Genomic DNA, 20,955 nt, shown 5'->3' on the forward strand with positions numbered 1-20,955 from the left:
AAAAACACACCAGCCACAAGCCCTGAAAGGGCAGAACCGTATACAATTATGCCCTTTCAGGGCGCAAATTCAGATTGTCGTTTTTACGTAGGGCGTTGCCCTACGCTATATAATTAAGCCCTTTCAGGGCACTCCGCAAAATTATCATTTAGTTCATTTATGTACCGTTATGAATCAAACTAGCGGTGGTTTGATTCTTTTCAAAAATCATGGTAAAATAAAGTATATCAACTTCTCTGTCAACTTAGAAATAAAAGTTTACTTTTGCCTTCCACAAGTTTCACAGACTCGTAAGTTGTAGTATGACAGATGTTTGCTGTGATTTAATGACCTCGTTTTAGCTTTTCACACCCTTCACACTCTAACGAAAAGCTCCCCCGGTTCAAACAAAAGCTTAGGCGTTTCCTTATATGGAAGGATATAAGAAGATGAATATGACCGTATAACAGATTGAAATAGTTAACATGGTATCAGCCGACTGCCGTTGACCATACAGCCGACTGCAGTTGTCTAAGTCGCTGACTTTAGTTGACCGAACAGACGACTTTAGTTGTCTATTCATAAATCAACTTTAAAATCGTGATATAGAGTCGATATTACGTAGTATCAAACCATATACTTCATGTTAGGTATTGGTTTGATTTTATTTTATTTTATCCTCCCATACTTGACACTATTCAACAAAAAAACTCTATCTTTGTTCTATAATTGAGATACAAGAAATAATGGGAAGATTTATCAATCCCTTTACCGATTTTGGCTTTAAGTTTTTATTCGGCAGAGAGGTAGAAAAGGAGTTATTAATCGACTTCTTGAATGATTTGCTCGTAGGAGAGCATGTAATTACCGACATCCAGTTCCTAAACAACGAACAGCAGCCGGAAGTAAAAACAGAACGAGGACTTATCTATGATATATATTGTAGAACCAATACGGGGGAGCATATTATCGTAGAAATGCAGAACCGGGAACAGCCTTACTTTAAAGACCGTGCCCTTTTCTATCTCTCTAGGGCTATTACCCAACAAGCGAGAAAAGGGATTTGGAACTTTCAATTAGATGCTGTGTACGGAGTGTTCTTCATGAACTTCGTGATGGACAAGGATATACCCTCTAAAATCAGAACGGATGTTGTCCTTTCTGACAGGGATACAGGTAAGCTTTTCAATAGTAAGTTCCGGCAGATTTTTATTGAATTGCCGAACTTTAATAAAGAAGAGGATGAATGTGAAAATGATTTTGAACGCTGGATTTATATATTAAAGCACATGGATACACTTGATCGAATGCCTTTCAAGGCTCGTAAAGCCGTTTTTGAACGACTGGAAAAGTTAGCCTCCAAAGCGAATATGACCCAGGAGGAAAGAATGCAGTACGAGGAAGAATGGAAAGTTTACAACGATTATTTTAATACGTTGGACTTTGCAGAACAAAAAGGTATACAAAAAGGTATACGGGAAACAGCCCGTAAATTGAAAGAATTAGGAGTGGATAATGATATTATCATAAAATCTACGGGTATTTCGAAAGAAGAAATAGAGAAATTATAATCTTTCTCCTATTATTAATAGACGACTCATGCATTCAAACATGAGTCGTTTTTGTTTATTCTTATATTTATATTAATCCGGTGTGAAAAGCTTCCTTCCCCTGATAACTCTTTTTAGTAGCTTAATTCCATTGCTTTTCGATATTCTTTTTTATATTTGCCTACGTTAATGAAGGAGATACGACAATTGAGAGATAAAATATTGATAGGATGCATATTGTGTCTGTTCTCTTTTATATCAAAGGGGGCAGCCAATAATTATATAATGAATCCTTATACTCATCAGGAAATCTCTGCCGACTCCATCATAGAACGTGTGATGACCTTTGCGCCTTTGTATGAAACGATAGTCAGCGAATATCGAGCGAACCTATATATAAAAGGTAAGATGGACATTCAGAAGAAGAATTTTATTCTCCGCTATGTGCCTTCCATGTTTCGTTTGCAAAAGGGCGTTCGCGAATATTTGCTTGAAACGTACAGTGACTTGCATTATACGGCTCCCAATATTTACGACCAGAAAGTAAAAGCCTCCCAGGGAACGGTGAGAGGAAACAGGGGATTGCCGGGCTTGCTCGAATACTTTAATGTAAATATCTACTCTTCGTCTCTGCTGAATGATGAACGCTTGTTATCACCACTGGCTAAAAACGGACAGAAATACTATAAATACCAGATAGACAGTGTGATGGGAGATCCTAATAATCTGGATTATCGAGTCCGCTTTATTCCCCGTACCAAGAGCGATCAGTTGGTAGGTGGATATATGGTGGTTAGCAGCAACGTCTGGAGTGTTCGTGAAATCCGTTTTTCGGGAAGATCGGAACTGATAACATTTACCTGTTGGATTCAGATGGGAGATGTCGGCAAGAAAAATGAATTCCTGCCGGTGCGTTATGATGTAGAAGCCCTTTTCAAATTCCTCGGAAATAAGGTAGATGGTAATTATACAGCTTCTTTAGATTATAAATCCATCGAACTGAAAGAAAAGAAGGTACGTAAGAAAGAGAAGAGGAAATATAATCTTTCGGAATCTTTCTCCTTGCAGTGTGATACGAATGCTTATAAAACGGACGCCTCTACCTTTGCTATCATGCGCCCGATCCCTTTGAACGAGAGCGAGAAAAAACTATATTTCGACAATGCGCTTAGACGTGACACGGCTACCATACAAAAGCCATCCAAGAGTCAGGCCTTTTGGGGAACGATGGGGGACTTGATGGTAGAAGATTATAAATTCAATTTGTCCAATATCGGAAGCGTACGGTTCTCTCCGTTTATAAATCCGCTTTTATTCAGTTATAGCGGAAGCAACGGTTTGTCTTATCGACAGGATTTCCGTTACAACCGTCTTTTCAGAGGGGATAAATTACTTCGTATTGTGCCGAAACTCGGATACAACTTCACGCGTAAAGAGTTCTACTGGTCGTTGAATGCCGACTTTGAATACTGGCCGCAGAAACGGGGATTCTTCCGGTTGAATGTGGGTAATGGTAACCGTATCTATAGCAGTAAGGTGCTCGACGAACTGAAAGCCATGCCGGATAGTATCTTTAATTTCGATTTAATTCATCTTGATTATTTCAAGGACTTGTATTTTAACTTCCGCCATACAGTTGAGATAGTCAACGGACTGGATATCGGTCTGGGGTTCTCTGCCCATAAAAGAACAGCCGTAGAGCCTTCCCGTTTTGTGATTACCGGTGATTATCCGATGCCGCCTCCGGAGTTTATGGATAAATTCAAGAACACTTATATCAGTTTCGCTCCCCGCATCCGGATAGAGTGGACGCCGGGACTCTATTATTATATGAACGGAAAGCGAAAGATAAATTTGCATTCTATCTATCCAACCTTCTCGGTCGATTATGAACGGGGAATTAAAGGAGTATTTAAAAGTACGGGCGAATATGAAAGAATAGAGTTTGACCTTCAGCATCAAATCCGGATGGGATTGATGCGTAATATTTATTATCGTTTCGGATTCGGGGCATTCACCAATCAGGATGAACTGTATTTTGTGGACTTTGCCAATTTCTCCCGCCATAATCTTCCCGTAGGCTGGAATGATGAAATCGGCGGAGTATTTCAGGTGCTTGACTCACGTTGGTATAACTCCTCCCGTCGTTATGTGCGGGGACATTTCACCTACGAAGCTCCATTCCTTATTCTCCGGCATCTGATGAAGTACACCCGTTATGTGCAGAATGAACGTATTTACATCAGTGCACTTTCTATGCCGCATCTTCAACCTTATCTGGAAGTCGGATATGGCATCGGTACGCATATTTTCGACGTGGGAGTCTTCGTAAGCAGCGAAAACTGGAAATTCGGAGGAATAGGCTGTAAGTTCACGTTTGAGTTGTTCAACCGATAGTTTTTCCCCGTTCCGGTTGTTTTATCGAAAGATTATACTTATCTTTGTATAAGAGAGGATGAGGGCCGAATTTAGCATCAAAGAGGTGTAGTCGCCTCGTAAGCACAGGTGTTTTTCCTAGAAAATAAATTCTAAGGTATAAATACCTAAATTTATTTTAGTAAATAACTCATCCTCTCTTCTCTTTGTTTATATACATAATACAAAATGGACGGAATTCTAATAACGATACTTATTGTCACAGGTTTTCTGATTTATAAGATGATTTCCTCAAGCAGAAAACAAGAGGGGTATAAAAGATGGAAAGCGACAGACGGTAGTAAGGAAGAAAAGACTACTAAAGTAAAATGGGAGCATGGAGCCTGGCTTAGGCATGCTTTGGGAGCGACAGTTTCAAGAGCACAGTATGTTCAAAAGTATGATGAATCGGCTGTTGTCTGGTGTGCCAATCTGTTGGGAATGGAAACGGGACAATTGAAGGAAATACTACGAAACGTTTCTGTACATTACCGGGAATTTTGGATGAGAAAAAGAAAAGGAGGGTATCGTATGATCTCTGCTCCTAACAAAACAATGCAATCCATTCAAGCGACTATTAATTCACGTATATTATCACCTGTAACGATGATTCATCCGGCAGCGGTAGGTTTCCGGAACGGTCATTCTGTAGTCGACAATGCCAATCCTCATTTAGGAAAGCGGTATGTGTTGAAAATGGATATTCATGATTTTTTCTTTTCTATACGGAGTCCGAGAGTGAAAAAGACATTTGAGAAGATCGGTTATCCGGAAAATGTATCTAAAGTATTGGGAACGTTGTGTTGTTTGCACAGACATTTGCCGCAGGGAGCGCCTACAAGTCCGTCGTTAAGTAATATCGTTAGTTATGAGATGGATAGGAAGTTGGCGGCATTGGCAGCGGAATACGGACTGACTTATACCCGGTATGCCGATGACCTGACTTTTTCGGGAGATGTATTTCCCAAAGAGCAGATTATTCCCCGTATTAAACAAATCATTCGTGATGAGAAATTCGAACCGAATCATAAAAAGACCCGTTTCATCAATGAGTATGGTAGAAAGATTATCACGGGAGTGTCCATCTCTTCCGGTGTGAAACTGACTATCCCTAAAGCCAGAAAGAGGGAAATCCGAAAGAATGTCTATTTCATCCTGACGAAAGGTTTGGCAGAACATCAGCGACGGATTGGTTCGAGTGATCCTGTCTATCTGAAACGGCTGATTGGAGAGCTTTGTTATTGGCGGTCAATAGAACCGGACAATAGCTATGTATCCGATTCTATTGCTGCCCTGAAACGTTTGGAGAAAGGGTATTGATCTAATTTCTGTCACCTGAATCTACTAGACAGGATCACTCGAACCAACATTTAATCCGCAATCGTCACCCGTTCATTTTCAATTTTGGCATAATTCCTTTTCACGGCTTCGCGAATACCTCTTTGCATGGCAGCGTCTATGTTCGATCCCATACGGGCAAAGCCGAATTGTTGTGCACATGCTTTTATCAAATCTGCCACAGGCAGGCTGATGGAGTCTGTCAACAGTTGTCGGATGGCATTGGCTATCTCTTCGGGAGCTATATCTGTCGCTTCCCGCTCGGAAACCGGACGATAAATAGAGTAGGAGATGCATTGCTCTCTGTTTTTCCAGCAAAAAACAAATCCTTCATGTTCGGTGCGATAGATATTTAGTGCATCTAAAGCTGTCTCTATCTGTGATTCTACCCGTGCTCCCAAACGACTGATTCCCCATTCAGACAGAATCTTCTTGCAAAGCAATGATTTGCTGACCGGAGCTTCATTCTCTATAATCTTCCGTATTTGAGAAGTGAGGATAGAATAGCTTTCACTAAAGAAAAAGTCTTCCGGCGAATAGCTGCCTGGAGTGATCTTTGCCGATCGGTACTTTTGCTGTATTCCGCTTTGTGCGGAAGATGCGGAAGCAGTTTGCTTTTCAGAAGTGGCAGGTGATGCTTTGAGTACAAATGAAATTTCATTGTTATCTCTCTCTGCAGTCGGTACTGCTTCTTTTATTGACTCTTCTTTTATTGGCTCTTCTTTTGTTATTTTTTCTTTGTCTGTCGACTCTTTGTTCACAGATTCTTTTTCTGCTGTCATTGGGGCAGAATCAATTTCGGTGGTTGTCGTTGTTTGGGCATTAACCTTTGAACTCTTTTTGCGTGCGATAGCCTCTTGAATAGCAGCTATTACTTCGTCCGGTTTTTCCCACCAGTCCATAGTCCATATCCGGTAGATATCCCAGCCGAGTGCTTTCAGTACATTGTTTTGCACAATTTCCCGGTCACGTGCGGTCTTGGTACGTTTGTAGTTTTTGCCGTCGCAGATAATACCTAATTGATAGTTGGAGGTATTTTCGGTGTCAACGATACCTATATCTATTTTGTAACCGGAGCATCCGATGTCTGTATGCACGGTGTATCCCAATGAACGCAGTTTATCGGCAATGATATTCTCGATGGAGGCTGCTGTTTCCGTTGATTGGGCTGTCACACTGTTGATTGTATTCCTAGTTCCTTTCTCCGCATATTCGAGGAAACGTTTTAATCCGGCTACTCCGATAGAGGAAGTCCGGTTCAGGTCAATCATATCCGATCTTAAAGTGGAATAGATAATCATCTCATACCGGGCACGGGAAACGGCCACATTCAACCTTCTTTCGCCACCTACCCGGTTCAATGGGCCGAAATTCATGCTGACACGTCCTTCCGCATCCGGACCGTAGCCCACAGAAAAGAGAATAACGTCCCGTTCATCTCCCTGCACATTCTCCAGGTTTTTGATAAACAACGGTTCGTCACATTCCAGAGCAAGAGTTTCCAGTTCGGGATGGAAGATAAAGAGGTCGGAAAGTAAGTCTTCTATCAAGGCTTGCTGAACGATGCTGAAAGTCACCACACCGATACTTTTCTTTCTCAATTCCTCGCTTCTCAATCTTCTGGCTATTTCGTCTACCACCGCTTGAGCTTCCGCCCGGTTTTGGCGCGATTTGCCTTTATCATAATAACCGTTGATGTTGACTATCCTGACTTTCGATTCAATGTTGTCCGGAGAAGGGAAAGTCATCAGTTTGTTATCGTAATATTCGGAGTTGCTGAAAGCGATGAGGCTCTCATGTTTGCTTCGATAGTGCCACAATAAATATTTGGAAGGGATAGACAAAGCAAGGCAGTCGTCAAGAATACTCTCCAAATCCTCCATCTCAATATTATCTTCATCTACGGTGCTGACCGAGAAGAAGCTGGTAGGAGGCATTTGTTTCGGGTCCCCCACGATAATCACGTTTTTGCCTCGGGCAATAGCGCCCACCGCTTCATAAGTAGGCATCTGTGACGCTTCGTCAAAGACAATCAAATCGAATTTGTCAGCATCCGTATCAATGAATTGAGCGACGGAAAGCGGGCTCATTAGCATACACGGACACATACGCGACAATAAAGTAGGAATCTGATCGAACAGCTTGCGGATGGATATGCCACGAGCATTGTTGCGGATATTCTTTTGAAGGATGCCCACTTCGGAACTTTGGATAGCTTCGTGAGTAAAAGACGGAATGTTGGAAGCCAGCCGCGCAAACAATTCTTTTTTGGTCGTTTCTTCGAATTTGGCGGATATTTGTTTGTATTTAGCAATAATATCGTTGAAAATTTTGCCGTTGAATAATTCCAGCGTGGGTTCTTTGGCAATGATATACTGAATAACCGCCTGGTAGAAACTCTTGCAGAAGATGTCTGTCAGTTGGTCGGTAGGGATATTCTTTTCCTTATATTCTGTCGCGACAAATCCGATTCCCAGTTTATTCAGAGTTTGGTATGCTTGTAACCACTGATACCAGTCTTTGAGTTTGTCGAGGTTATCTTTCCAGGTTTGGACTTTTGATAGCGCAATCGTTATCCAGTCGGCTGAAGAGGTATAAAGCTCTTCTGTTGATATACCCAACGTGCCGGACAACTTCTTTTCAATGACTGTGAGTGTATCCGACAACTGATACAGTTCATTGAAAGAGTGAGCGTGAATATCTCTGAATGTTTGAATCCCTTCTGTGAGCTGTACAGACAAATTCTGTTTGATTTGTGACACCTTGGCAATGTCCTTTGCGTAATTCAGCAAATGTGAGTGAAGAGAAGCCATATCATTGATAATCTGCTCAATGGCAGTCCAATCCTCATTCTTGCCGAATCGTCCGAACAAAGAGGGGAGTTGGCCAGTGTATTTCTGAACAGCGTCCTTTTCTTCCTGATACCGGATAATCCGGTGGAGTAGCGGTTTGATGTCTTCTGTTTCAATGGTTTTTAAAGCATAGATGTTGATAGCCTTTTTGATTTTTCGCTGACCGAAATATCTGGGAAGGAACCATTGATCGGATACCCGGTTCCATTCGGCTACCGTCTGCTTTGCGTTGATAGACAGAATCTCTTTGGTGAATCCTGCCTCTATCTCTTTTCTTTGTTCATCACGTTTTTGCCCATGAACCACCACTTCACGATATTCATTCAGCGTTTCATTCAATAACGGCAGAGTCAGCAATCTCGGAGTCAGCTCCGGAATATCGAGTATTCTCCGGATGATACAGGCAATCGTTTGGAAATCCTTGCGTGTAGGGTGTATATCCGTATCTTTCAGAAGTACGGAAAATACGTCCAACTTCTGCCGGATGGTATTTAATAAATCAATGAAACCGGTAAGTAATTGGGAGGCTTCTTCTTTTCCGGCAGATGAATATTCGGAAATCGAGATGCCTGTTAATGGATGCCGATAAGGGTGTCCGCACGCATTGGCGGTTCTGACTAACGATTCGATAGCCTCTTCCCATTGCGCAAATGTATCTTTGTCTAATGTATCCAGATAAGGTTGTGGAATCTCAAAACAAGGTTCGACGTCTACAGATTGATAATGGATAATGGCGTCGTATAGTGAAACTCCGAACGGATATTCTTTATGCAGGGCTTCAATATACTGATTCAGTTCCGCCCGCAAATTCAGCAAACGCTCCGCTTCCTTTTTGAATTCTTCGGGAGGTGTCTGCCTGATAATTTCCGTTGTTTCTTTCAGTTGTGAGATAACAGCGGATTTCTTTGTTTTGTTGGAATGAATTTCCAAACAGAACGGAGCCAAACCGATAGCCGCCAGTCGGTTTTGAACAACGGAGAGGGCAGCCATTTTTTCCGCAACGAATAAGACACGTTTCCCTTTGTAAAGCGCGTTGGCGATGATATTGGTAATTGTTTGCGATTTACCCGTTCCCGGAGGGCCGTGCAGGATAAAAGTCTTATCGTGTACGGCTTCGTAAATGGCTTCCAATTGCGAAGAATCGGCGATGATAGGCAGAACGATGTCCGTTGGCGACAGTTGTTTGTCCATATCCGTTGCGTCTATTTCTTCTGTTGCGGCTTCCCATTCTATCTTTCCGTTGATGAGGCTTGACACAATTTTGTTCTGAACCAGTTTATTGGCATTATTGTGAATGTCATTCCACATGATGAACTTATTGAAAGAGAAGATGCCTAAGATGGCCTGCTCTTCCACGTCCCATTTACGTTGGTTTTTGATACTGTTACGAATGATGGAATAAATCAGTTTGACGTTAACGCCGCTTTCATCGGTGGGCAACGGGTCTAATCCCGATACGGTAATTCCGAAGTTTTGGCGAAGCATTTCTAATAACGTAATATTCATCATCGTTTCCTCTTCCCGTGAACGGATTACATAGCCTTTAGCTGCCGATTTACGGATGATTTCAACCGGCATTAGCAGGATGGGAGCGTAGCGGGGACGTTCGCTGGAAGGAGTCTCATACCATTTCAAAAGTCCGAGAGCCAGATAAAGAGTGTTGGCTCCGTTTTCTTCAATAGAGGTACGCGAGGAACGGTATAGGTGAGTCAGTGCTTTGCCTAAATCGTTTTCGGACAGATAAAAACGCAGTCTTTTCTGTGAAAGCTCCGAGTTGATGAAACCAACCACCGGATCAGACTCCGGTACAGAGGAATAAATTCCGAAATCCATCGCCGGGCTTTCCCAATCGGCAGGGCGGTGCAGGATGCGGAATTCTTCACCGTCGGCCAATGCATCTTCCAGGCAGGCCAGATTAGCCGGGATCAGTTGGAGCGTGTTTTTGGTAATCCGGATATTCAGCAGGTTGTTGCGAAGGCTCAAGTCCAGCAACCGCCTTTCCCATAACAGTTGTTTGGTGATTACGGTCTGGGTTTCATTGCCCGATAAATCATACGGATTGATACTTTGCGGGGTGGCATGAACGGCACTTTTCTGAATGTTGGTCTCTTTTTCGTCGACTTCCCATACCTGTCCGTGCAAAATACGTTGAGGGATGGGGCGTACACCCGAATATCTCGCTCTCTTGATGTCTATTGCAAGAAGGAAGTTATTCCCGTCCGCCAACTTTCCGTTTGCTTTCTTCACCGCATCGTCAAAATCGGACGAATGTCCCATATTCATGCAGGTCGTTTCAACCAAAGTAATGTCGTAGATTCCTTCCGCTGTTCTTTTCGTTAATAGAGAAACATCATCAATCGTAGGATCCGGGAAAGTTTCCGGCACCAGCCAGGCGCCTGCAAAGGCATGCCCTTGCGTGATGACGATTAAAGCATTCAGCCCGATTGCCTCCAGACAGGAAGCATAGAGCAAAGCCATATCCAGGCAGGTTCCCAATTTCTGTGCCATCACAGAATCGGCTAACCGGACACGCTGCCCATATTCTTCGAAACTGGCGGGAACGGTACTGTATATAATCTGTTGCTCCGCGATAGCTGTATAGATGGCAGCCATCTGTTTCCTCACCCTGTCCGGAGTGCGGCTTTGATATTCATCGAGAGACGGGTTGCCGGTCCATTGCCCCAGGATGGAAGCAGCTCTTTTGATAATCGGCGAGATAGCCGTATGATTGGGAGTGATGAAAGCAGCCAGCATTTCGGGCAATACGTTGAGTCCGCCCCATTGGTCGTATGCCAGGATGTCGATAGGATATGTTTGGCAGAATATCGGTTCTGCTTCAGCAGTAATTTCAATTTTCAGGTTGCCGGATAAACGTTCGGTCAGTTGTGTGAAGTAGTTGGCGGACAAAGTGAGATTGAATGACGACAGACGGATCGAACCGTTGGCCGGGATCTGTTCAACAGCCATCGGAGCGGCGTTTCCGAAAGTCGGTTCTGTCGTGATTACTACCTGAATGTCCTTCAGTGGGGCAGATGTCGTGTTCTCAATAGAAAGCTGATGAATGATCGATGCTCCGTTTTGTTGTATCGCAAAATTAATAAGCGGTAAATAGTCGCATTGCACCTTGACTTTGTCCAATCTCTCGTCCATGGCAAAAACTGTATAAATTAAAGATTGCAATATTACAAAAAATACGGATATAAATCTCTTTTCTTCTGCCATTCTTTTGTCAATCAAGAAAATATTTCTACCTTTGCGCCCGATTTATAGATAATATAATGTCTTATTTAATTAAAGTATTAAACAATTTTATTATTAATGGAAAACTTAAAGAACGTAGCTCCTATTGAAGATTTCAACTGGGATGCTTATGAAAATGGCGAAACAGTAACCAACGTTAGCCACGATGAACTTGAAAAAGCTTACGACGGTACGCTTAACAAAGTGAACGACCGTGAGGTTGTTGACGGAACCGTAATCGCAATGAACAAGCGTGAAGTAGTTGTGAACATCGGTTACAAATCAGATGGTATCATCCCTTTGAATGAATTCCGTTACAATCCGGACCTGAAAGTAGGTGATACTGTAGAAGTATACATCGAAAACCAGGAAGACAAAAAAGGACAGCTCGTTCTGTCACACAGAAAAGCCCGCGCTACTCGTTCTTGGGATCGCGTTAACGCTGCTCTGGAAAATGAAGAAATTATCAAGGGTTACATCAAGTGCCGCACGAAGGGTGGTATGATCGTAGACGTATTCGGAATCGAAGCATTCTTGCCGGGTTCTCAAATCGACGTTAAACCGATCCGCGACTATGATGTATTCGTTGGCAAAACAATGGAATTCAAAGTGGTTAAAATTAACCAGGAATTCAAAAACGTTGTTGTATCTCACAAGGCTCTTATCGAAGCTGAACTGGAACAACAGAAGAAAGAAATCATCGGTAAACTCGAAAAAGGACAAGTTCTTGAAGGAACTGTTAAAAATATCACATCTTACGGTGTATTCATCGACCTTGGTGGCGTAGACGGTTTGATTCACATTACTGACCTTTCTTGGGGACGCGTTAGCGATCCGAAAGAAGTGGTTGAACTGGATCAGAAGCTCAACGTTGTTATCCTTGACTTCGATGACGAAAAGAAACGTATCGCTCTTGGCTTGAAACAACTGACCCCGCACCCATGGGATGCGCTTGATACTGACTTGAAGGTTGGTGACAAGGTGAAAGGTAAAGTGGTCGTTATGGCTGACTACGGTGCATTCATCGAAATCGCTCCGGGCGTAGAAGGTTTGATCCACGTTTCAGAAATGTCTTGGAGCCAACACCTGCGTTCTGCACAAGATTTCATGAAGGTAGGCGACGAAGTAGAAGCTGTTGTGCTGACACTTGATCGTGAAGAACGTAAGATGTCTTTGGGTATCAAACAACTGAAACAAGATCCATGGGAAACAATCGAAGAGAAGTATCCTGTAGGTTCTAAGCATACTGCAAAAGTACGTAACTTCACTAACTTCGGTGTATTCGTAGAAATCGAAGAAGGTGTAGACGGCTTGATCCACATCTCTGACCTTTCTTGGACTAAGAAAGTAAAACACCCGTCAGAATTTACACAGATTGGTGCTGACATCGAAGTTCAGGTATTGGAAATCGATAAAGACAACCGTCGTTTGAGCCTTGGCCACAAACAACTCGAAGAAAATCCTTGGGATGTATTCGAAACAGTGTTCACTGTAGGTTCTGTACACGAAGGTACTATCATCGAAATGTTGGATAAGGGTGCTGTTGTAGCTCTTCCTTACGGTGTAGAAGGTTTCGCAACTCCGAAACACCTTGTAAAAGAAGACGGTTCACAAGCACAGTTGGATGAGAAACTTGAATTCAAAGTGATCGAGTTCAACAAAGACGCTAAGAGAATCATCTTGTCTCACAGCCGTATCTTCGAAGATGTAGCTAAAGCTGAAGAAAGAGCAGAAAAGAAAGCTACTTCTGGCGCAAAGAAAGCATCTTCTGGTAAGAGAGAAGATTCTCCGATGATCCAAAACCAAGCTGCTTCAACTACTTTGGGCGACATTGACGCTCTGGCTGCATTGAAAGAACAGTTGGAAGGAAAGAAATAATCTGAACAGAATATTTTCTGATGAAGGCGCTCCCGGTTGGGGGCGCCTTTTTTTATTCACCACAGAATTCTAAGACCTATGCAAATAATAGGCCTATAAAAAACAGTTAAAGAAGTTAAACGGGCTATTTCAGTCCGTTTACTTTTTGTAAGTCATTAACTCCACAAAGGGTGTTCCCCTTTTGACCACAGCAAACATTCTTCCTACTAGTTTAAACTTGACTGCATTTAGCACTACTCCATAAGCTTTCCCTTCCTTCCTTTTCCTTTCATAATACTCTTTCATTTCCTTATCCCATACAATCGCTGAATTAGCAGCTTGTGAAAGATCCGCTTTCAATAGTTTTGCTCCCGTGGGATAAACCCTTGTTTTACCTTTAATACTTGTTCCCGAAGAATGCTCAAAAGGAGCAATACCTAAATAACATGCATATTGACGTGCCGTTTCAAATGCCTGAAAATTATTAGTATGTATGATTGTATTCATCGCATTGATCGTCCCAATGCCTTTAATACTGTTTAAGAGCTCATAATTTCGGAGAATAGATGGGTCTGAATTGATAATTTGCAGCATTTCTTCTTCAACACTTGCAATTTCTTCATCCAGTATCTTTACCATATGGGCAGCGCGCTCAATGGTAGAAGTCATTTCACAATCTTTTCTATCAGTGAGAAAACCTTTGTATTCAGCTTGCTGCTTTACAAAACGTTTTCTCTCTGCAGCAAAGTCACGCAAACGGATAATTGAACTCCCTGACAGCTTAGAGTAAGATAGTTCATCCCGATGAAGATAAGCAAAATAGGCTATTCTTTCGGCATCTACACGGTCATTTTTCCCACGTACCAAGCCTAAGGAACGTTTTAAATGAAGAGGATTGAAAGAACAGTAATCGATGGATGCTGCTTCTAGAAAAAGGCATAAGTCAAAACTGTAAATACCCGTATTTTCCATACTAATGACCAGCCTTTTCTTTGCCATGTTTTTCTTTTTCAACCAACAAAGAAGAGATTTGTAGCCCTCTTCTTTGTTTAAGAAGCGTTCATAATTTGTTTCGTCCGCATGTTTCTTTGTAGGAACGTAAATAACAACATCCAAAGTTTTTTTTGAGATGTCAATGCCAATAAACCATTTCTTTTCCATATTTTTGCACTATTAAAGGGTTAACCATAGGTTGAACAAACTATATCCTTTAATAGGCCAACGACCTAAAATTCTAATTGGATCTGTTCAACTGATAAGGAAAGAAGGACTAATTCCGTGGATAGGGCTTCTGCCTAGAGAACACAATGGGTCACCTGCTTTCCTTGGTTAACTTGTTTTAACCACAAAGGTAATATTTCAACCTTTATTTTTCACAGTGCAAATCTAAAGGAGGACGCAGAGGACACAGAGGGTAGGGAGGATATGGAGAGGATATAGAGGACAGGAAGGATATGGAGAATACAGAGGGTGTGAAGGCTTGATTTAACAAACTAACGATGGCGATATATTTTATTTATATAAATCTACCCTCTTCTTCTCCTCCGCATCCTCTCCATATGCTCCTTACCCTTCTTACCCTCTGCGTCCTCCGTGTCCTCTGTGGTGAATAGAAAAAAAAGTTTCTTCCTTTGCAAGATTGAATCTGAAATGCTTTATCTTTGCATACCATGGAAAAATTTGAGTTACATATATTGGGATGCGGTTCCGCTTTGCCTACTACGCGACATTTTGCGACCTCTCAAGTCGTAAACCTGCGTGAAAAACTATTTATGATTGATTGTGGCGAGGGAGCACAAATGCAGTTACGCCGTTCGCGACTGAAATTTTCCCGATTGAATCATATCTTCATCTCTCATCTACATGGTGACCATTGTTTCGGATTGTTGGGGCTGATTTCTACATTCGGATTATTGGGAAGAACAGCCGATTTGCATATTCATTCTCCACGAGGACTGGAAGAACTGTTTGCACCGATGCTTGCTTTCTTTTGTAAGACTTTGACTTATAAGGTGTTCTTCCATGAATTCGAAACGAAAGAACCGATGCTTATCTACGATGACCGTTCGGTGACTGTAACTACTATCCCTTTAAAACATCGAATTCCCTGCTGCGGTTTCCTTTTTGAAGAGAAACAGCGTCCGAACCATATTATCAGAGACATGGTGGACTTTTATAAAGTCCCCGTCTATGAACTGAACCGTATCAAGAACGGAGCAGACTTTGTAACTCCTGAAGGAGAAGTAATACCTAATTTACGCCTGACCCGTCCTTCAGCTCCGGCTCGTAAATATGCTTATTGCTCCGATACAATCTATCGCCCGTCGCTTGCCGAACAAATCAGCAATGTAGATTTGCTTTTCCATGAGGCTACCTTTGCGCAGACAGAGCAGGCACGTGCTAAGGAAACTTATCATACTACGGCTGCGCAAGCCGCACAACTAGCTTTGGACGCCAATGTGAAACAATTGGTGATCGGACACTTTTCAGCCCGTTACGAGGATGAATCTATTTTGCTTAATGAAGCATCCGCCATTTTCCCGCAAACCATTTTAGCGAAAGAGAATATGTGTATTGACGTTGATGGAGGAACTGTGTATGAGAAATAGACGCCTGCTTTGGGGAGCGGTAATCCTGTTCGTCGTTTGTTTGGTAGCCTGTAAGAAAGAGAAACCCCAATCTCCGATACCGGACTCTCTGGCTTCCCTGCAAGAACTGTTCAACCCTGCTTATCAAATAGATGCCGACAGTATTCGTCTGATGATTCGTTCCTATTTGAACGAAAGCCCCGTAACTCCCTGGGATTCGGCTTTGTTGGCCCATTATCGGGAAAAAGATGAATTCTTCTGGTTGAATGACTCGCTTGTGTCCGATAAACCTGCCGCACAGGTGGCGGACTCTATGTTGTTCTGGCTGGGAGACATTTCACGGCATGGTATTAACCCGAATCTTTATTCGGTCGATAGCATCCGTGAGAGATTGCAACAAATACGTTCTTTGAAGTTGCAGGAAGGAAAGACAATGAACCGTCTGTTGGCAGATGTAGAATATCAGTTGACAGCCGCATATCTTTCGTATGTGTGCCAGTTGAAGTTTGGTTTCCTGCCTTCGGAACGCAGATGGAATGATTCGATCAATCGTATTCCCTTAAAACATTGTGATGTTACTTTTGCAAATGCCGCCCTCGATTCCTTGCGTGCAAATCCAATTGCTGCTCTTCGTGGAGTACAACCTTCTTCTCCGCTTTATCGCAAGATGCAGGAAGAACTGGTTCGTGTAAATGCTTGGGGGAAAACGGATACTACGGATTATTACCGGAATCGTCTGTTGGTAAATATGGAGCGGGCGCGTTGGCAATATGCATTGGATAAAGGACAGAAATATGTGATAGCCAATGTGGCGGCATTCATGTTGCAGGCAATCAACGAAGAAACGGACTCTATCCTGGAGATGCGTATCTGTGTGGGGAGCGTGAAAAATAAAACTCCTCTGTTGTCGAGCAGGATTTATTATATGGAACTGAATCCGTACTGGAATGTACCTCAAAGTATTATCAGGAAAGAAATCATCCCTACTTATCGCAGAGATACGACCTATTTCACCCGTAACCGCATGAAGGTATACGATAAGAACGGCTTGCAAGTAAACCCTCATCAGGTTAATTGGGCTAAATATGCAGGAAAAGGCGTACCCTATACGGTGAAGCAGGACAATAAAACGGGGAATTCATTGGGACGCATCATCTTCCGTTTCCCTAACCCTCATTCTGTATACCTGCACGATACTCCTTCCCGGTGGGCTTTCACGCGAAACAATCGTGCGGTGAGCCACGGTTGCGTCCGCCTTCAGAAAGCACTCGACTTCGCTTTCTTCCTGTTGAAAGAACCGGATGAATTATTGGAAGACCGTATCCGTATTGCAATGGATATCAAGCCGGTAAGTGAAGAGGGGAAGAAGCTGCCTGTCAGTGCGGCCTACCGCGAACTGAAACATTATAGTTTAGAGAAATATATACCTTTATTTATAGATTATCAGACGGTTTATCTGTCTGCCGATAATAATTTGAGGTATTGTGAGGACATTTATAAATATGATTCGTCTTTACTAGAGGCAATGAACAACCTGAATTTGAAACCATAAATAAACATACAGATACAAGAGATTATGATTCCTTATAACGAACGCGAAGTTCTGAAACTCCTTCAGGAGGAGAGTACACAGCGGAAAGGATTTGAAATGATTGTGGCGCAGTATAGCGAGCAATTATATTGGCAAATCCGCCGGATGGTACTGTCGCATGAGGATGCGAACGATCTCCTGCAAAACACTTTCATCAAGGCATGGACGAATATTGATTATTTCCGTGCCGAGGCGAAACTGTCTACCTGGCTCTATCGCATCGCGCTGAACGAATGTCTTACCTTTCTGAACAAGCAGCGCGCTATGACTACCGTGGATATTGACGATCCTGAAGCTGCGATTGTGCAGAAGCTGGAAAGTGACTCCTACTTTTCGGGCGACGAAATACAGTTGTGTCTGCAAAAAGCTCTATTGACTTTGCCGGAAAAACAGCGTATGGTGTTCAATCTGAAATATTATCAGGAAATGAAATACGAAGAGATGTCGGAAATCTTCGGTACATCGGTTGGTGCGCTCAAAGCGTCATATCATCATGCGGTGAAGAAAATAGAGAAGTTTTTAGAAGAAATAGATTAAACCTTTTAAATTGGACGTTGTCTAAGTAAAAGAGAGGAGAAAAACGTATGAAAGAAGAAGATATCCTATTGAAGAAGCTTGGTAAGGAAAATTCCTTCAAAGTGCCTGATGGTTACTTTGAAAACCTGACTTCGGAGGTAATGAATAAACTTCCTGAAAAAGAAAAAGTAGTTTTCAAGGAAGAATCTGTCAGCACATGGACAAGACTGAAACCATTGCTCTATCTCGCTGCTATGTTTGTAGGTGCGGCCCTGATTATCCGGGTAGCGTCGACAGATCACAAGCCTGCTGCGGTCGATGAAGTGGCGGTGACGGAGGTGGATACTGAAGTCGTATCGGACGAAATGCTGGATGTGGCACTGGACCGTGCTATGCTGGATGATTATTCGTTATATGTTTATTTGAGTGACACAAGTGTAGAATGATTTATTAAAACTGATTGAATACAGAAAATGAGAAAACTAATCGCATGGGTTGTTTTGTTGTGTGGCTTTATGCCTGTTCTTTGGGCTGCTGACGGATGTGATCAGCATTTATCCCGGGAGGAGTTCAGGGCAAAACAAAAGGAATTCATTACCGAACAGGCAGGATTGAGTAAAAAGGAGGCAGCCAAGTTCTTTCCCGTCTATTTTGAACTCCAGGATAAGAAGAAGAAGCTGAATGATGAATCGTGGGATTTGATGCGCAAAGGTAAAGATGATAAGACAACGGAAGCTCAATATGCAGAAATCAACGATAAGATAGCCAACAATCGTATTGCTGCCGATCAGCTTGATAAGACTTATCTGGGTAAGTTCAAAAGGATTCTTTCCAGTAAGAAGATATTTCTCGTGCAGCGTGCGGAAATGCGCTTCCACCGGGAGATGATAAAAGGAATGAATCGTGGCAAGGATAAAGGAAACGATTCGAAGAAGAAATAAAGAAAAACAGAGCGTCTGACTCGTATGAATAGACGTTCTGTTTGAGTAAAATAGAGGCTCTACTCGCACGGAATAGAGCCTCTATTTTTTTTATTTAGACAACATTGATTTTAAGTGTTCTATTTCTGCAATCAATAGTGGAATATCCTGTTTGGCATGTAAATCAATGTTACTCATAGGTCTTACAGTCCTTTTTTCTTTGCTTCATTCCAAATAGCATCCATCTCTTCAAGAGACATATCCTTCAGGCTTTTTCCTTCCTTGATAGTATGTTCCTCCAAATAATTGAAGCGACGGATAAACTTTTGGTTGGTAAGTTCCAAAGCGTTATCAGGATTGATCTTGTAGAGACGCGCTGCATTGATAAGGCTAAACATGACGTCGCCGAATTCAGCTTCTGCCTTGTCCTTATCCATATTAGCTACTTCATCCTGAAACTCTCCGATTTCTTCCTTCACTTTATCCCATACCTGTTCACGCTCTTCCCAGTCGAAACCTACATTACGGGCTTTGTCTTGAATACGATAAGCCTTGATGAGCGAGGGGAGGGCAGCGGGTACACCGCTCAATACACTCTTATTGCCGTCTTTCTCCTTTAGCTTCAACTGTTCCCAATTTTCGGAAACTTGTCCTGCTGTCTCTGCTTTTACCTCTCCGAATACATGCGGGTGACGGAAAATCAGTTTATCACACAGTTTGTCGCAAACATCTTTGATGTCAAAATCTCCTGTTTCCGAGCCTATCTTGGCATAGAAAGCAACGTGCAATAATACGTCGCCCAATTCCTTGCAGATTTCTTTCTTGTCATCCCTCATCAGGGCGTCGCAAAGTTCGTAAGTCTCTTCTATGGTGTTGGGACGCAGACTTTCATTGGTCTGTTTGCGGTCCCAGGGACATTTAACACGCAGTTCGTCGAGAATGTCCAGGAAGCGTCCGAAGGCTTCCATCTGTTCTTGTCTGGTATGTGACATAAATATATTTTGTATTAAAATTGTTATAAGGCTATTATTAATAATTCATTCCGAAATTCCAAAGTGGAATAATATTCCCGTATCCGGTTTCTATATCATCTTTTACAATGTATCCTTCTTTGGCTCCGGTTATTTGTTGTTGTCCTTTGTTTTTTCCGCCTATTTCAAATGTTCTTTCTCCTATTTGGAAATCTGAGATTTTGGAAGATATAATATCCTGTTTAACTCGCATTTGGTTATAAAAAAATGTTTCGCGGATATTACCGATATTGGAATTTTCTCCTCCTAATGCATAAATGAGATTAGTATTATCAAGATATATTTTTTCTACTTTGCCCAGACCTCTGACCCCGCCTGTGTCATCGCGAACTTGAGCTATCATCCCCGCTTTCTCGATATAAAGTAAGTAATCGCTTAAATAATTACGACTAACTCCAATGATGTCAGCAAGTTTTTGCATGACAGGCTTAAATGGAACGCTTTTGGCAATAATCATCAACAGTTGTTTCAATTTACGTCCTGTGGAGACATTCATATTAGCATATTGAGGTATGTCATTTTCCATAGTCTGGTTGATTACTTGGTTCAACTCGATTTCAAAAGTGATATCTTTGCTAAACGGGTAATAGCCGTGTTGTATATATTCAGCGAATAGCGGAAGTGGATGTGCTATTCCCGGAATTTCAACTTTATGTTCCAGTATCTCTTCTAATGTGTAGACTGGTACATGAATTTGATGGAACATACTTAAATATTCTCTGAAAGACAGCCCTTGCATTTCATAGATGGGGGCACGTCTGCTTAAATCTGCCGTTCCTTTATAAATATCTAAAATAGAGGAACCGGTGAAAAGAACTTGCATATCAGGATAAGAATCGAATATCTGCTTCAATTCACGAGACCAGTTAGGGTATTTGTGTATTTCATCAATAAATAGGTGCTTGCCACCTTGTTTGCTGAATTTGTCTGTTAGGTCAATTAGGGAATTATCGGCAAAGTACATATTGTCTGCTGAAACATACAATGTGTCTTTCGGATTCATGTTCTGCTTGATATGTTGAAGGAACATGGTGGTTTTACCTACTCCGCGTGGCCCAACAAGTCCGAGCATATGGCT

At 42.2% G+C, this 20,955-nt stretch carries 13 protein-coding genes; 9 read left to right on the forward strand and 4 right to left on the reverse strand.

Annotation, left to right across the window (positions count from 1 at the left end; genetic code table 11):
* Positions 1–725: 725 nt before the first annotated feature.
* The 3 genes from KFO40_RS22895 (at position 726) to KFO40_RS22905 (ending at position 5,264) form a co-directional block, all read left to right on the forward strand.
* Complete coding sequence (locus KFO40_RS22895; protein WP_008645685.1) at positions 726–1,550, forward strand: Rpn family recombination-promoting nuclease/putative transposase; 825 nt, start codon at positions 726–728, stop codon at positions 1,548–1,550.
* 168 nt (positions 1,551–1,718) lie between these two features.
* Positions 1,719–3,926: a DUF5686 family protein gene (locus KFO40_RS22900; RefSeq protein WP_032811709.1), complete on the forward strand. Its 2,208-nt coding sequence runs from the start codon at positions 1,719–1,721 to the stop codon at positions 3,924–3,926.
* Between the two features lie 207 nt (positions 3,927–4,133).
* A complete protein-coding gene (locus KFO40_RS22905; protein ID WP_049703296.1) occupies positions 4,134–5,264 on the forward strand; it encodes a retron St85 family RNA-directed DNA polymerase in 1,131 nt (376 codons plus the stop codon).
* Between the two features lie 50 nt (positions 5,265–5,314).
* On the opposite strand, the gene KFO40_RS22910 is transcribed toward KFO40_RS22905, so the two are convergent.
* Entirely contained in the window at positions 5,315–11,356 is a 6,042-nt protein-coding gene (locus tag KFO40_RS22910; RefSeq protein WP_211146839.1) for a DUF3320 domain-containing protein, read from the reverse strand.
* A 96-nt stretch (positions 11,357–11,452) separates the two neighbouring features.
* On the opposite strand from KFO40_RS22910, the gene rpsA reads away from it, so the two are divergent.
* Positions 11,453–13,252 carry a 30S ribosomal protein S1 gene (rpsA, locus tag KFO40_RS22915; protein ID WP_117685026.1) on the forward strand — a complete coding sequence of 600 codons (1,800 nt, stop codon included), beginning with the start codon at positions 11,453–11,455 and terminating at the stop codon, positions 13,250–13,252.
* A 138-nt stretch (positions 13,253–13,390) separates the two neighbouring features.
* Here rpsA and KFO40_RS22920 read toward each other — a convergent pair whose 3' ends face one another.
* Entirely contained in the window at positions 13,391–14,392 is a 1,002-nt protein-coding gene (locus KFO40_RS22920; RefSeq protein ID WP_004297445.1) for an IS110 family transposase, read from the reverse strand.
* Between the two features lie 509 nt (positions 14,393–14,901).
* Between KFO40_RS22920 and KFO40_RS22925 the strand changes: the two genes are divergently transcribed.
* Genes KFO40_RS22925 through KFO40_RS22945 form a run of 5 tightly spaced genes read left to right on the forward strand, consistent with a single transcriptional unit; the run spans position 14,902 to position 18,867 of the window.
* Positions 14,902–15,840: a ribonuclease Z gene (locus tag KFO40_RS22925; protein WP_009039701.1), complete on the forward strand. Its 939-nt coding sequence runs from the start codon at positions 14,902–14,904 to the stop codon at positions 15,838–15,840.
* The gene (locus tag KFO40_RS22930) at positions 15,830–17,371 is read left to right on the forward strand and encodes a L,D-transpeptidase family protein (RefSeq protein WP_232305827.1); all 1,542 of its coding nucleotides are present in this window, start codon (positions 15,830–15,832) and stop codon (positions 17,369–17,371) included. Before KFO40_RS22925 ends, KFO40_RS22930 begins: the two co-directional genes overlap by 11 nt.
* A gap of 24 nt (positions 17,372–17,395) precedes the next feature.
* Complete coding sequence (locus KFO40_RS22935; protein WP_008016827.1) at positions 17,396–17,947, forward strand: RNA polymerase sigma factor; 552 nt, start codon at positions 17,396–17,398, stop codon at positions 17,945–17,947.
* A 47-nt stretch (positions 17,948–17,994) separates the two neighbouring features.
* Positions 17,995–18,372, forward strand: coding sequence for a hypothetical protein (locus KFO40_RS22940; RefSeq protein ID WP_074707479.1), 378 nt, complete (start codon positions 17,995–17,997; stop codon positions 18,370–18,372).
* 27 nt (positions 18,373–18,399) lie between these two features.
* On the forward strand, positions 18,400–18,867 hold the full coding sequence (locus tag KFO40_RS22945) for a hypothetical protein (RefSeq protein WP_074707476.1): 468 nt from the start codon (positions 18,400–18,402) through the stop codon (positions 18,865–18,867).
* Positions 18,868–19,049: 182 nt separating this feature from the next.
* Here the strand turns inward: KFO40_RS22945 and mazG are convergent, their stop codons facing one another.
* The gene (mazG, locus tag KFO40_RS22950) at positions 19,050–19,838 is read right to left on the reverse strand and encodes a nucleoside triphosphate pyrophosphohydrolase (RefSeq protein WP_008020955.1); all 789 of its coding nucleotides are present in this window, start codon (positions 19,836–19,838) and stop codon (positions 19,050–19,052) included.
* Positions 19,839–19,875: 37 nt separating this feature from the next.
* Positions 19,876–20,955: ATP-binding protein (locus tag KFO40_RS22955; RefSeq protein ID WP_248005618.1), on the reverse strand; the 1,080-nt coding region annotated here is incomplete at its 5' end.

Source organism: Bacteroides sp. 1001302B_160321_D4, assembly GCF_015667765.1.
GTDB classification, from domain to species: Bacteria; Bacteroidota; Bacteroidia; order Bacteroidales; family Bacteroidaceae; genus Bacteroides; species Bacteroides xylanisolvens.